At 57.6% G+C, this 14238-nt stretch carries 13 protein-coding genes; 7 read left to right on the top strand and 6 right to left on the bottom strand.

Annotation, left to right across the window (positions count from 1 at the left end; genetic code table 11):
- Nucleotides 1-94 precede the first annotated feature (94 nt).
- Both istB (MPZ60_RS24855) and istA (MPZ60_RS24850) read right to left on the bottom strand, forming a co-directional pair.
- Complete coding sequence (gene istB, locus MPZ60_RS24855; RefSeq protein WP_015585970.1) at nucleotides 95-910, bottom strand: IS21-like element helper ATPase IstB; 816 nt, start codon at nucleotides 908-910, stop codon at nucleotides 95-97.
- The gene (gene istA / locus MPZ60_RS24850; RefSeq protein ID WP_024310277.1) at nucleotides 903-2411 is read right to left on the bottom strand and encodes an IS21-like element ISCsp4 family transposase; all 1509 of its coding nucleotides are present in this window, start codon (nucleotides 2409-2411) and stop codon (nucleotides 903-905) included. Before istA (MPZ60_RS24850) ends, istB (MPZ60_RS24855) begins: the two co-directional genes overlap by 8 nt.
- A gap of 594 nt (nucleotides 2412-3005) precedes the next feature.
- On the opposite strand from istA (MPZ60_RS24850), the gene istA (MPZ60_RS24845) reads away from it, so the two are divergent.
- The 6 genes from istA (MPZ60_RS24845) (at nucleotide 3006) to MPZ60_RS24820 (ending at nucleotide 10049) form a co-directional block, all read left to right on the top strand.
- A complete protein-coding gene (gene istA / locus MPZ60_RS24845) occupies nucleotides 3006-4514 on the top strand; it encodes an IS21-like element ISCsp4 family transposase (protein ID WP_024310277.1) in 1509 nt (502 codons plus the stop codon).
- Entirely contained in the window at nucleotides 4507-5322 is an 816-nt protein-coding gene (gene istB, locus MPZ60_RS24840) for an IS21-like element helper ATPase IstB (RefSeq protein ID WP_015585970.1), read from the top strand. The genes istA (MPZ60_RS24845) and istB (MPZ60_RS24840) overlap by 8 nt, the downstream gene beginning before the upstream one ends.
- 376 nt (nucleotides 5323-5698) lie before the next feature.
- Nucleotides 5699-6307 carry a hypothetical protein gene (locus MPZ60_RS24835; RefSeq protein WP_242881935.1) on the top strand — a complete coding sequence of 203 codons (609 nt, stop codon included), beginning with the start codon at nucleotides 5699-5701 and terminating at the stop codon, nucleotides 6305-6307.
- Nucleotides 6308-6928: 621 nt separating this feature from the next.
- A complete protein-coding gene (locus MPZ60_RS24830; protein WP_034351048.1) occupies nucleotides 6929-7645 on the top strand; it encodes an FHA domain-containing protein in 717 nt (238 codons plus the stop codon).
- A gap of 187 nt (nucleotides 7646-7832) precedes the next feature.
- The gene (locus MPZ60_RS24825) at nucleotides 7833-8339 is read left to right on the top strand and encodes a pilin (RefSeq protein ID WP_034351046.1); all 507 of its coding nucleotides are present in this window, start codon (nucleotides 7833-7835) and stop codon (nucleotides 8337-8339) included.
- A 324-nt stretch (nucleotides 8340-8663) separates the two neighbouring features.
- On the top strand, nucleotides 8664-10049 hold the full coding sequence (locus MPZ60_RS24820; RefSeq protein ID WP_034384857.1) for a PglL family O-oligosaccharyltransferase: 1386 nt from the start codon (nucleotides 8664-8666) through the stop codon (nucleotides 10047-10049).
- Between the two features lie 14 nt (nucleotides 10050-10063).
- On the opposite strand, the gene moaC is transcribed toward MPZ60_RS24820, so the two are convergent.
- Nucleotides 10064-10534: a cyclic pyranopterin monophosphate synthase MoaC gene (gene moaC, locus MPZ60_RS24815; protein ID WP_034351041.1), complete on the bottom strand. Its 471-nt coding sequence runs from the start codon at nucleotides 10532-10534 to the stop codon at nucleotides 10064-10066.
- Nucleotides 10535-10734: 200 nt separating this feature from the next.
- On the opposite strand from moaC, the gene MPZ60_RS24810 reads away from it, so the two are divergent.
- Nucleotides 10735-12381, top strand: a complete 1647-nt coding sequence (locus MPZ60_RS24810) for a M48 family metalloprotease (RefSeq protein WP_034351540.1) — start codon at nucleotides 10735-10737, stop codon at nucleotides 12379-12381.
- Here MPZ60_RS24810 and MPZ60_RS24805 read toward each other — a convergent pair.
- The 3 genes from MPZ60_RS24805 to MPZ60_RS24795 form a co-directional block, all read right to left on the bottom strand.
- Nucleotides 12340-12690, bottom strand: coding sequence for a phage holin family protein (locus MPZ60_RS24805; protein WP_034348032.1), 351 nt, complete (start codon nucleotides 12688-12690; stop codon nucleotides 12340-12342). The two genes, MPZ60_RS24810 and MPZ60_RS24805, sit on opposite strands and share 42 nt — an antisense overlap.
- A gap of 109 nt (nucleotides 12691-12799) precedes the next feature.
- Complete coding sequence (locus MPZ60_RS24800) at nucleotides 12800-13273, bottom strand: hypothetical protein (RefSeq protein ID WP_034351037.1); 474 nt, start codon at nucleotides 13271-13273, stop codon at nucleotides 12800-12802.
- Between the two features lie 133 nt (nucleotides 13274-13406).
- A complete protein-coding gene (locus tag MPZ60_RS24795; protein WP_034351034.1) occupies nucleotides 13407-14162 on the bottom strand; it encodes a TerC family protein in 756 nt (251 codons plus the stop codon).
- Between the last annotated feature and the right edge of the window lie 76 nt (nucleotides 14163-14238).

Here is a 14238-nt window from a genome sequence, read left to right as displayed (position 1 = left end):
TGCGGAGGTCACGATGGCAACGTTGTTGATTCACCGTACAAACTGAGCCAGTGTTCACGCCGAATATTGAGCCACTAGTTTTAAGGATGTTTTGTCAGTTGGTTGTGGATAAGTCTAACGGCTGGGTCGTTTGATCGGCTCCTTTCTGGGCTTTGGCCCGTGCGGTTTTGGTGATCCCCGCAGCGGCACTGGAATGCTTGAAGCGCCAGCTCTCGTTGCCGCTCTCCACGATGTGGCAGTGGTGGGTCAGCCGGTCCAGCAACGCCGTTGTCATCTTGGCGTCGCCAAAGACGGTGCTCCACTCCGAGAAGTTCAGGTTGGTGGTGATGACCACGCTAGTTCGCTCGTAGAGTTTGGACAGCAGGTGGAACAGCAAGGCGCCACCCGACTGCGTGAAGGGCAGATAGCCCATCTCGTCCAGGATCACCAGATCCACGTACATCAGCCGGTGGGCCAACTGCCCAGCCTTGTTCTGGGCCTTCTCCAACTCCAGCGCGTTGACCAGCTCCACCGTCGAGAAGAAGCGCACCCGCTTGCCATGGACCCGAATCGCCTCGATGCCCAGGCTGGTGGCCAGGTGCGTCTTGCCCGTTCCGGGACCTCCGACGAAGACCACGTTGTGCGCGGATTCGGTAAAGCGCAGGGTGTGCAGCTCTCGCACCTGTGCCTCCTGCACATGCGCCTGGGCAAAGTCAAACCCCGCCAGGTCCCGGTGCGAGGGGAAGCGGGCCACGCGCATCTGGTAGGCCATGGAGCGCACCTCGCGCTGCGCCATCTCGGCCTTGATGAGCTGGCGCAGCACCGCCTCGTGGTCCATCGCCTTGATGCGTGCCGTGCCCAGCACCTCCGGCCAGGCACTGGCCATGCCGTGCAGACCGAGTGCCTTGAAGTCGGTGACCAGTTCAAGCATGGCGCACCTCCTTGGGCTGGCGCAGCCGGTCGTAGCGCTTCAGATCGGCCTGTGAGGGTGTCTTCAGGTCAACGGACGTGGTCGCCGGCTCCACCCGCAGCTCGGGTTCTTTCAAGCGCGACAGCACATTGAGTACGTGCTCGGCGCTGACCCGCCCGGACTGCAGGGCCAGCTCCACCGCCACCAGCACCGCCTCCAGCCCGTGGGCGGTCACCGCGCTGAGCACCTGGGCCATCACCCGATCACCGCCCGCATGACGCAGCAACTGGTCTTGCAGCAGTCGCAGCGGCTCGGGCATGGTCTTGAACGGTGCGCCATTACGCAGCGCCCCGGGCTTGCGCTCGATCAGGGCAATGTAGTGGGTCCAGTCGTAGATCGTCTGGTCACGATCGAAGCAGCGCTGCAGCGTCACACTGTGGCCCTTGGGGCCCACCACCAGCAGCCGGTCGTGGTACGCCCGCAGGCTGACCACCGCATGCACCCATTCGCACGGCACGCTGTAGCGGTTGCGCTGGAAGTGGATCAGCGAGGTCGAGGTCACCCGCACCGGGTCCTCCACATAGCCATCGAAGGGACGCGGGTTCGGCGTCAGGCGCAGCCTCTCGTCCTGCCACACCTCGGCCACCGTGAGCTCGTGCCACTCGGGGTGGCGCAACTCGCTCCAGGCGTCCACGCACGCCTGCTGCAGCCAGGCGTTGAGCTCGCTCAGGCTGGCCCAGCGTCGCTCGCTGGCTTCACGCCAGATGCCACGCCGGCGGTCCTGCACGTTCTTCTCCACGATGCCCTTCTCCCAGCCCGCTGCGCGGTTGCAGAACTCGGGATCAAAGAGGTAGTGACCGGTCATCGCCTCGAAGCGGGCGTTGACGCTGCGCTGCTTGCCCGCGCCCACCTTGTCCACTGCCGTCTTCATGTTGTCGTAGATACCCCGCTTGGCCACCCCGCCCAGCACCGCAAAGGCCCGGGCATGGGCCTCAAACAGCATCTCGTGCGCCTGGCTGTGGAACGCCGACAGCATAAACGCCCGGCTGGCCGCCAGCTTGGTGTGCGCCACCTCCAGGCGCCGGCGCAGTCCGCCAATGAACGCGTACTCGGTGCTCCAGTCAAACTGGAACGCCTCGCCCAATTCAAAGGACAGGGGCACAAAGCCTGCCCCTCGGGCGCTGTGGTCCTGCGCCAGACGCCACTGCTTGGCAAAGCTGTAGACCGGCCCACGGCTGCCGCCGTAGCCCATGGCGCGCAAGGCCTCGAACATGGCCTTGATGCCTCGGCGCTCGCGCTTGTTACGGTGCTGGTCGGCCTTGAGCCAGCGGGCCAAGGTGTCCTCATAAGGCGTCAGTACGCCCTGCGCCTTCACCCGCACGGGGTACTTCGGCTCCCGCATTTCGGGCTCAGACAGCCACTTGCTGGCCGTGTTGCGCGAGATCCCCAGCCGCCGGCTGGCCTCCCGCACCGATACGCCATCCCTCAGCACGAGGCGGCGCAATTTACTCAATGTGCTCACGTTGATCACTCCTGACCACCTTGCTGAAAAATTCAGCAGCGTAGCCGTCAACGTGGCTCAATTTTCAGTGTGATCCACCCCAAAAATGGCCCAGTTTTCGTTGTGATTCAACACCCTTCTCACTAGAGTTCCGCTTTAGTGGATTTTTTCGGAAATTTATCTGCAAATGGCTCTACAAGACGAAATCCGCGCATACGTGAATTTGTGCCATGGAGATGCATGGAGGAAAGCACATCCAGCCGTGCCTGATGAGCCGGCGCTAGTGAGTGCTTTCCTGAGCAGGGACACCTATCGAGGACTGCGAAACATACTCCGGAACCATGTCTCATCGTCAACTAAAGTGTTAGTCCGAGGAATATTCACTCATCAAACACCAAAGGTATTGCCGAAAGGGAAAACGCAGTCCGTCGAGATTGGAGACCTGATGCTTGTGCATCAACATTTTTCGACGACCACAGGCCAACCAATCAATGGTCGTGCATGTTGAATCACAACGAAAACTGGGCCATTTTTGGGGTGGATCACACTGAAAATTGAGCCACGTTGACGGCTACGCTGCTGAATTTTTCAGCAAGGTGGTCAGGAGTGATCAACGTGAGCACATTGAGTAAATTGCGCCGCCTCGTGCTGAGGGATGGCGTATCGGTGCGGGAGGCCAGCCGGCGGCTGGGGATCTCGCGCAACACGGCCAGCAAGTGGCTGTCTGAGCCCGAAATGCGGGAGCCGAAGTACCCCGTGCGGGTGAAGGCGCAGGGCGTACTGACGCCTTATGAGGACACCTTGGCCCGCTGGCTCAAGGCCGACCAGCACCGTAACAAGCGCGAGCGCCGAGGCATCAAGGCCATGTTCGAGGCCTTGCGCGCCATGGGCTACGGCGGCAGCCGTGGGCCGGTCTACAGCTTTGCCAAGCAGTGGCGTCTGGCGCAGGACCACAGCGCCCGAGGGGCAGGCTTTGTGCCCCTGTCCTTTGAATTGGGCGAGGCGTTCCAGTTTGACTGGAGCACCGAGTACGCGTTCATTGGCGGACTGCGCCGGCGCCTGGAGGTGGCGCACACCAAGCTGGCGGCCAGCCGGGCGTTTATGCTGTCGGCGTTCCACAGCCAGGCGCACGAGATGCTGTTTGAGGCCCATGCCCGGGCCTTTGCGGTGCTGGGCGGGGTGGCCAAGCGGGGTATCTACGACAACATGAAGACGGCAGTGGACAAGGTGGGCGCGGGCAAGCAGCGCAGCGTCAACGCCCGCTTCGAGGCGATGACCGGTCACTACCTCTTTGATCCCGAGTTCTGCAACCGCGCAGCGGGCTGGGAGAAGGGCATCGTGGAGAAGAACGTGCAGGACCGCCGGCGTGGCATCTGGCGTGAAGCCAGCGAGCGACGCTGGGCCAGCCTGAGCGAGCTCAACGCCTGGCTGCAGCAGGCGTGCGTGGACGCCTGGAGCGAGTTGCGCCACCCCGAGTGGCACGAGCTCACGGTGGCCGAGGTGTGGCAGGACGAGAGGCTGCGCCTGACGCCGAACCCGCGTCCCTTCGATGGCTATGTGGAGGACCCGGTGCGGGTGACCTCGACCTCGCTGATCCACTTCCAGCGCAACCGCTACAGCGTGCCGTGCGAATGGGTGCATGCGGTGGTCAGCCTGCGGGCGTACCACGACCGGCTGCTGGTGGTGGGCCCCAAGGGCCACAGTGTGACGCTGCAGCGCTGCTTCGATCGTGACCAGACGATCTACGACTGGACCCACTACATTGCCCTGATCGAGCGCAAGCCCGGGGCGCTGCGTAATGGCGCACCGTTCAAGACCATGCCCGAGCCGCTGCGACTGCTGCAAGACCAGTTGCTGCGTCATGCGGGCGGTGATCGGGTGATGGCCCAGGTGCTCAGCGCGGTGACCGCCCACGGGCTGGAGGCGGTGCTGGTGGCGGTGGAGCTGGCCCTGCAGTCCGGGCGGGTCAGCGCCGAGCACGTACTCAATGTGCTGTCGCGCTTGAAAGAACCCGAGCTGCGGGTGGAGCCGGCGACCACGTCCGTTGACCTGAAGACACCCTCACAGGCCGATCTGAAGCGCTACGACCGGCTGCGCCAGCCCAAGGAGGTGCGCCATGCTTGAACTGGTCACCGACTTCAAGGCACTCGGTCTGCACGGCATGGCCAGTGCCTGGCCGGAGGTGCTGGGCACGGCACGCATCAAGGCGATGGACCACGAGGCGGTGCTGCGCCAGCTCATCAAGGCCGAGATGGCGCAGCGCGAGGTGCGCTCCATGGCCTACCAGATGCGCGTGGCCCGCTTCCCCTCGCACCGGGACCTGGCGGGGTTTGACTTTGCCCAGGCGCATGTGCAGGAGGCACAGGTGCGAGAGCTGCACACCCTGCGCTTTACCGAATCCGCGCACAACGTGGTCTTCGTCGGAGGTCCCGGAACGGGCAAGACGCACCTGGCCACCAGCCTGGGCATCGAGGCGATTCGGGTCCATGGCAAGCGGGTGCGCTTCTTCTCGACGGTGGAGCTGGTCAACGCGCTGGAGTTGGAGAAGGCCCAGAACAAGGCTGGGCAGTTGGCCCACCGGCTGATGTACGTGGATCTGGTGATCCTGGACGAGATGGGCTATCTGCCCTTCACGCAGTCGGGTGGCGCCTTGCTGTTCCACCTGCTGTCCAAACTCTACGAGCGAACTAGCGTGGTCATCACCACCAACCTGAACTTCTCGGAGTGGAGCACCGTCTTTGGCGACGCCAAGATGACAACGGCGTTGCTGGACCGGCTGACCCACCACTGCCACATCGTGGAGAGCGGCAACGAGAGCTGGCGCTTCAAGCATTCCAGTGCCGCTGCGGGGATCACCAAAACCGCACGGGCCAAAGCCCAGAAAGGAGCCGATCAAACGACCCAGCCGTTAGACTTATCCACAACCAACTGACAAAACATCCTTAAAACTAGTGGCTCAATATTCGGCGTGAACACTGGCTCAGTTTGTACGGTGAATCAACAGTCGTGCAATCCTCTTTCAGGCGAAAAGAGCAAGGACTCCACGTACCGGCTCCCTTGCGAAAGGCACAGAGGCAATTCAGTTCGAACTCTATCAATCATGGCCCGAGTTCACGGGGCAAACACGCCTCGCAAAGCAACCTGATGCATCTACGCCCTTTTGGAACTTTCAAAACCCCAGTGCAATTACTCAACCAGCATCAGATGGGGCGCAATATTTGACAGTATTTAAGGGGCACGCCTATCAAACTCCACTGACGACGCCTCAATGGATGGCAACCACCATAGCTGGGCCTGACGTCAGGTTCGTGAGAAAAAACTATCCCAATGCTTCCACATGGTCTACCGGAGGCTGTCCTCCCCTGCCAAGTTCAGCGAAAGCTGGCGTCAATTGCAGGACCGATTTTGCAGACACGCTTTGTGACTTTCTTTTTGGCAACAGTGGCAGGCATTTTCAGCCCGGGGTAATCTCTCCAACCTCCGACCACTGGTCTCTTTTTGTCAATCAAATGCTGGCGTTTTCCGCGAACCGGGACTATGTTTACAAGCTAGCGAATCAAGGCATCACTTCGAGTCTTCGCGGCCGCAATCTGCGTTTCTTCGCAGCTGTTCCTGGGCTCTTTCATGCTGCTTCGGAAGAACTGGACGAGTTTGTGGCTGCTGCAGTCGAACAATCGCCAACCTTGGGCTTCACGTTAACCAATGCGCTTCTGGCCAGCATCAGCTCTGAAGCTGCGAGAGAAGATAACGATGGGTATGGTGCTCCCCCTGATGATAGGTCGCAAGACGCTCTGGACAGCTTGCCGGTAGGGCATGTCCCATTGCTGCTGGTGATGACACACGGACCAGATGAATTGCCGTTCAGTCCACAACGCAAGACGGTCACTCAACGGTCATTTCCCCCACTCCCGGACTAGCTGTAGACCCTAGCTTCAGCGAGGAAGTATGCGTGAGCGTTCTTCAACTTCAAGGCTGGTTGGTAGAAGTACTGGACTAGCTTGCTGATGCTGTTCAGTTGTTGGCTGCCCTGCTGCGCATGGTGCGATTTCGTCACTTGACTAGCGTTGGAACATGCTGCGCGGGGCACCTACTCACACAATGTAAACAACCTGCTAAAAATGGCTTACTTGTTTACGTCGGTTGGTATAAAATTTCGGAAAAGTGGCCTTCTGACTAGTTCTCATAGAGATGTTTACATAAAAGGTGACCTCTGCCCTTTTAAATCACGGATAGGTGGCTGTCGCCACTTTGCAAAGATTTGCAAAAAAGCCCGCGCTTTCAACGAGCGCGGGCTTTTCTTATATGGCGACTTGATAGATTGCGGGTGCGATTCCAAAGATGCTGCAGACGAATGCCAGCAAGGTTGAAAATTTCAATCGAATAGCTGGCTTCATCGAATTAGTGAAATAAGATGCAGCATGCAAGCGCGTTTCATCCAGTTACGATTGATGATTGAGCGCTGAATCACTCACTCAAGTGGGAGTGGTCCTAGCCAGTGCAGCCAAGCAGGACTTGGCGTTTCCTCAGGAGCTTCGAGCATGCCGACTTTGGTCATCTCAATCGACGGCGCAGTCATCAAGGAAGTACAGCTCACCAAGGAGCGCACGACCTTGGGTCGTCGTCCTTACAACGACATCGTGATCGAGAATCTGGCGGTCAGCGGCGAGCATGCCGTGCTCACCATCTCTGGCGGCAAGGTCTGCATTGAAGACCTGCGCAGCACCAACGGCACCTATGTCAACGGTCGCGCCATCCAGAAGCAGGACCTGCTCAACGGCGACCTGCTGGACATTGGCCGCTACAAAATCCGCTTTCTCGATACCGTGATTGCCGATACGAATACGCCATCTGCCCAAGGCGGCAAAAAGGCGCTGGCGCATATTTCCGAAGAGGCAGACAGCGGCTACGCCAAGCTCGCCAGTCCCTCGGGATTTGGTGAAATCTCCAGCTTCAGCTCCACCATCCAGGGCTCGCTCGCCGCACTGCCCGAGCGCCACGCGGTGATTCGCATGCTCACCGGCAGCCTGGCCGGCAGGGAAATACCTCTTTTCAAGGTCGTCACCACCCTGGGCAAGCCCGGTGTAGCCATCGCCTCCATCACTCAGAAGCCCCATGGCTTTGTGCTCACCCAACTCGAGGGCGCAAGCGAAGACCTCAAGCTCAATGGTCAGGTGGTGGGCCCTCTGTCTGTGCCGCTGCTCAATGGCGATACAGTGGACCTCGCGGGCAGCACCATGCGCTTTGTCGTGGAGTGACAGGCCGGCTTGATGGGTGTTAAGCGTCTGACAAATTTGTCAGTGTTGCAGTTGGGTCGCCAAAATTGTTACTAAATCTCGCTTGAATGTTGCCAAACGTGTCATCTTGGATGTGGGCTGCCTTTGCCAAATTGTTGGCATGCAGCTTGCTTGATACCTTGCGTCTCATCCAACTAGGGAGTTTGAAATGAAGCGTTCCATTCAAAAGGGTTTCACCCTGATCGAACTGATGATCGTTGTCGCGATTATCGGTATTCTGGCTGCCGTGGCTCTGCCTGCTTATAAGGACTACACAGTCAAAGCTCGTATGGCTGAGGTGGTACTGGCCGCTTCTCAATGCCGTACATCGATTAGCGAACAGGTTCAATCTATGAACTCCACTTCTACAGGTTCGGCCAATGGTTGGGGCTGTGAAGCCAACTCTGATGGTGCCGGCTCCAATCCATCGAAGATGGTGAAATCTGTGGCAACAACTGCCAATGGCGTTATTACCGTCACTCCTGATACTGCTGCGCTGGGTGTTACGCTCGGCGCCAATGATACGGTCAAGCTGGAACCATTCATGGATACAGCTAACACAACTGCACTGAAGGTTGACGCAGCTTCGAATCACCAGGGTTCGCAAATTGTGAGCTGGAAGTGCAGTGGTGGTTCTACAGCCATTAGCAAATACCTTCCCGGTTCCTGCAAGTAATATCTATTCAATCACAGAAGCCTCCGCAAGGGGGCTTTTTTTATGTCGTACTTCAAAAAATATAGTCAACTAACTGCTTGTATTTTTCTAATGCTGATGTGGGTATTTCCTGATCACATATCACCTTGGAATACTTTTTTGCAGGAAGCATTTGCTTGTATTGGATTTGCATTGCTATGGGGTGGGCGTAGTTTTACACTTATACCAATACGCATCTATATTTTTTTACTCCTGTTAATTATTATCTCCTTACTTCAGTATGGACTTGGCATAATTAGTTTCGGAGACTTTATATTTTTGATATTAGTGTCAACATATTGCTGCATGTCTTCTTCTCTCGGGGCTTTATCTTTTGTAGAGCAGAGAGATGTTATGAGTTTTGGGAATATTTCAAAGATAGACATCGTATTTTTGACGATTCTCTTTGCGGCTTTGATAAACAGCATTGTGGGTCTTGCTCAATGGCAGGGCGTAGAGCAAGGAATGTTTATGTACCCCAGCAAAGGGCGAGTCTATGGAAATATTGCACAACCGAATCAGCTGGCTACTTTATTGCTAATGGCGCTGGTATCTCTGCTTTATTTCGATATAAATAAAAAGGTGAGGGAGGTTTGGTTATATAGTGCTGCTGCGATTCTTGTTTTTACATTAGTTGCAACTCAGTCTAGAACCGGTGCCCTATCAATTACAATTTTGGCAGTAGCAGTATTTTTTATTAAAAATTTCAGAAGTTCCCTGTGCTGGATATCAGCTTCTTTATTACTTTATTGGGTACTTTATATAAAGTGGGGAGACATCTCCAATGCATTGGGGGGGAGTGCTGCTCGAGAATTCATCGGCTTAAGTACAACACGTTACAAGTTATGGGAGCAGATATATGCAGCGATCTCTGAAAGACCATTGATTGGTTGGGGATGGTTGAATTTAGGAGCAGCTCAGCAAGAATTTGCCGTAAGTATTGGTGGTGTAGAGAATATGGACCATGCCCACAATTTATTTTTGGATTTGATAATTTGGTTTGGGGTTCCTGTTGGTGGTATTATTGTTTTGGCATTAATTTTTTGGTTGTGGAAATCCTTATTCTTTAATTTTTTTGTTAAGGGCAATGACAAATCTGCAATTACCGCTCAATGTGCAGTTTTATTGATTTTTCCAATTGCAATACATAGCATGCTGGAATACCCATTTGCATACATGTACTTTATGCTGCCAACTGTTTTTTTTATGGGGGTGGTCGAAGGTGATGCAAAATTCTTAAAAATTATTTCAATGTGGTTTAGGAAATTAATATGGGTGCTTGTATTTATTTCATTGATATTATCTGTTGTTATTGGCAAGGAGTACTTTCAAATTGAAAATGATTTCAAAGCCGCTTTGCTAGAGGAGAATTTTTACACAAAAGAAAATGAATTGCATCAATACAGCGATTTGCCTTTAATACTGAATCAGTACTATGAACTGGTGAAAGTATTAAGAACTACCCCATCCTCTGATATAGATGACGAGGATTTGGAAATTGCTAGAGTAATTTCTAAACGCTTTCCTTGGCTCATAACGATACGCCAGTATTATTTATTTTTATTGAAATTAGGAAAATGCGATGAAGCAAAGAATCAGAAATTGATCATAGAGTCATTATTTGGCCGTTTTGGTGTGCTAAAAGCCGATGAATATTCAATTAAATATAATTTGAATGGTATATGCAATTGATATATTTTTAACTTTTAAAACATGATATCCGACTTCCCCCCTCGCTTCTCCATCACTCTGACCCCCCCCATCACCATCCCCTTATCCACCGCCTTGCACATATCGTAGATAGTCAGCAAGCCGACCTGCACGGCGGTCAGGGCTTCCATTTCCACGCCGGTCTGGCCTTTTAGCTCGACGGTGGCGGTGCAGAGAATGGAGCTGGATTCGGGCTCCAGCTCGAACTCCACGGCGACACGGGTCAGGGCCAGGGGGTGGCACAAGGGGATGAGGTCGCTGGTCTTTTTGGCGGCCATGATGGCGGCGATGCGGGCCACGCCCAGCACGTCGCCTTTTTTGGCCGTGCCAGCCTGCACAATGGCCAGGGTCTCGGGCTTCATGGTGATGCGGCCTTCGGCGACGGCGATGCGGTGGGTGCTGGGTTTGGCACCGACGTCCACCATATGGGCCTGGCCCTGGGCGTCGAAGTGGGTAAGAGAGGACATGGCGGTTCTTTCCGGCTGCAGACGGGTTCGGCTCTGCGGCGCAATCAGGGTTGAGCGGGTGGTGGGTGGCGGCTATACCTGGGCATCACAGGCGGGCATCTCGCCGCATCCATCAATCAAGGCATCATAGTGGGGTGTTGAACGGTCGGCATATGGAGGATCCGTATGTCGGCAATGCTGTGATTGCCATGCCATTTTTGATGCCAAAACTGCGTACAGTTCATATTCTAAAAGCGCTGACAGCTTCTGTTTTGATAGCTATTCAGGCCGTATCCCCCTTGGCTTCCTCTGCGCAGGCGGCGGGTTTGCCGACCCTGGGCGACGGCGCATCGTCGCTGACCACGGGCGAGGAGCGGCGTCTGGGCGATTCCATCGTCCGCGAGCTGTACCGCGATCCGGACTATCTGGACGACCCGGTGCTGCAGGAATATGTGGAAGGCATCTGGCTGCATCTGCAGGATGCGGCGCGCAAGAATGGCGAGCTGTCGCCCGAGCTGGAGGAGCGCTTTGCCTGGACGCTGCTCCTGGGCAAGGATCGTCAGGTCAACGCGTTTGCGCTACCCGGCGGCTATATGGGCGTCTATCTGGGCCTGATCGGCGTGGTCAGCAGCGGCGATGAGCTGGCCTCGGTCATTGCCCATGAAACCAGCCACATCACCCAGCGCCACATTGCCCGCATGATGGCGCAGCAAGGCAAGCAGACGCCGCTGATGCTGGCTTCCATGCTGCTGGGCGCCCTGGCGGCCACGCGCAGCCCCGATGCGGCCATGGCCATCATGATGGGCGGTCCGGCGGCGGTGATGCAGAATCAGCTGAACTTCTCGCGCGCCATGGAGAGCGAGGCGGACCGCATGGGCTACAGCCTGATGTCTCCTGCGGGTTTTGCTCCCCAGGGTTTTGTGAGCATGTTCGGCAAGCTGCAGCAGGCCAGCAGGCTCAATGACAACGGCAGCTGGCCCTATCTGCGCAGCCACCCGCTGACCACCCAGCGTATCGCGGACATGGATTCACGCATTCCGCCCGGCAAGCGTGCGGCCGACCCCGTGCCGACGCTGGAGCATGTGATGATGGCAGCCCGCGCCCGTGTGATCTCCAACCCCGGTGTCGAGGTACGTCGCCAGTGGGCCACGCTACCGCGTTCCGGCAGTTTTTCCAGCCTGAGCCAGTTGGAGCAGGTTGCTCAGCGCTATGCAGCGACGCTCAGTGCCATGTATCTGCGCGATTGGCCGCTGGCGCGCGAGATGGCGCAGCGGTTGCTCGCGGCGACGGCGGGCAACGCACCAGCGAATATTCAGGCCAGATGGCTGAATGCCGAGCTTGAATTCAAGGCCGACAACCCGCAGGCGGCCTTGGCGGCTTTGCCGCTGCAGTCCGGCAATGCCCCCCAGGCGGCGCCCAGGGTCACGGCCAGCGGCAATCTGGCCGGGCCGCGCGAGGCCGGGCCGAGTCTGGCCACGATTGACGTGGTGGAGCGGGTTGCGCCGCGCAGGCCAGAGCTGTTGCTCAAGACCGAAATCCTGCTCAGGCTCAACCAGGCTGGCTCCATGGCCAGCCCCTTGCAGACCTGGGTGACGGACCATCCCCGCGATGGCTCGGCCTGGCAGACGCTGGCCCGCGTGTGGCGCAGCCAGGGCCAGGAGATGCGCGCCCTACGGGCCGAAGCAGAGGCCCAGGTGGCGCACTATGACTACGCGGCAGCGGTGGATCGCTTCAAGGCCGCGCAGGATCTGGCCCGCAAGGCCGGCGCCGGTGCCGATTACTTCGAGGCTTCCATCATCGACACACGTTTGCGTGCCGTGGACGAGTTACTCCGGGAACAGCTGCGCGACAAGGCGGTCAATAAGTAGGCCCAGCACCGAGTAGATCAGCGCACCCAGCATGGCGGCCCAGAAGCCGGTGACATGGAAGCCGCCGAGGATGCCGGAGGCCATCCAGAACATCAGGCCGTTGACCACCAGCAGGAACAGACCCACGGTGATGATGGTCACGGGCAGCGTCAGTATCACCAGGATGGGGCGAATGATGGTGTTGAGCAGGCCGATGACCAGGGCCGCAATCATGGCCGAGCCGAAGCTCTGTACCTGTACGCCGCTGTAGACATAGGCGACCGCGAGAAGAGCAGCCGCGCAAAGAAGCCATTTGACGAGGATTTTCATGCTGGCCAGCATAGCAGCAGGCCGTGTCTGCGGTCATCGCGGCGCAGCATAAAAAAAGCCTTGCGAGGTTTTGGCCGCGCAAGGCTTATTCAGAGAGTGCTTGAAGCTCTTAAATCGAGAGCGAGTCGTCGATCACAAAGCCCATCATGGCGGCAATTGCCGCCATGGTGCCGGGCAGATTCCAGCGGCCGCCGGTGGCGCCTGTCTTGGCATTGGCCTTGACGGGAGCGGCTTGCACGACCTCCTGCTTGGGGCGGCGGGCGTCGATGATCTGCGCTGCGCCATGTTCCTGCTGCAACTCGGCGACCAGCTCGGTCAGCGGGCCCTTGGCCAGCACGGCGGTGACCTTGCCTCCTGTCGTCGCCATTACGGGCATCAGCGCCGCAAACAGCTTGTCTGCCCATTTGCCGCGCCAGTTCTCGCGAGCGCGATGGCTGACCCATTTGCTCACACGGTGGGTCATGCGCGGAGCACAGGCCACCAGCAACCAGTGGGAGGAAGCCGCCTGGCTCGATCCCGCCAGTGCCTCGAGCATAGGCTGGGCGTATGTGGCGTCATCCACGTAAACAATGATGGGGTTCAAAGTGCGTCCTAACTGGAACGAAGGTTGAAGAATGCGGCACATCTGTAGGAATGTGCCGACTTGTTTCTATTGTGAGTCGTGAAGGCTGCGGTCAGTTCCCGCATTCCTTCACGAATTGCTGGGTTTTCCAGACTTAGTGGGCTGCAACCGCGGGGCGGCGGCTGGCAATGAACTTGCCCAGGGCCAGAACCAGCAACGCGCCGCCGATATGGGCTGCCCAGTACAGGGTCTTGGAGATCTCGGCCAGACCTTGTGCATCGGTCGTGCCCAGCTTGGGCATCCACAGCCACTTGTCGGTGTTCACGAACACGGGGTCGGTCACGAACATGCCGCCCGCGATCCAGCCCAGCAGCATGCCGCCGGCCACGATGATCATGGGGAAGCGCTCCATCAGCTTGATGACCAGCTGCGAGCCCCAGACGATGATGGGCACGGAAATCAGCAGACCCAGCACGATCAGCAGCATCTGGTGGTCGCCCGAGCTCTGGGCTGCGCCGGCGATGGCGATCACGTTGTCCACGGACATCACCAGGTCGGCGACGATGATGGTCTTGATGGCGGCAAACAGCTTGTCGCTGCCTTCGATGTTGTCGTGACCTTCGTCATCGGGAGCAATCAGCTTGATACCGATCCAGATCAGCAGTATGGCACCCACGACCTTCAGGAACGGCAGCTGCAGCAGCACCATGGCAAAGGCGATCAGGATGATGCGCAGGACGATGGCACCGGCAGTACCGTAGATGATGCCCTTGCGACGCTGCTCGGGTGGCAGCTTGCGGCAGGCCAGTGCGATCACGACCGCGTTGTCGCCGCCGAGCAGGATGTCGATGATGATGATTTGGCCCAGCGCAATCCAGAAGGGCGTGTGGGTCAGAAAGTCCAGATCCATGTGATTTTTCCTCGTTGTGGAATGCCGCTGGTGCAGTCTGCATAGGTTTGGCACTTGACGCCAGCGGGTGAAGACC

Origin of the sequence: Comamonas sp. 7D-2 (assembly GCF_022749555.1) — a bacterium.
Taxonomy (GTDB): Bacteria; Pseudomonadota; Gammaproteobacteria; order Burkholderiales; family Burkholderiaceae_C; genus Comamonas; species Comamonas thiooxydans.
The sequence above is the reverse complement of the archived record's forward strand: the minus strand, read 5'-3'. Positions and strand labels throughout refer to the sequence as shown.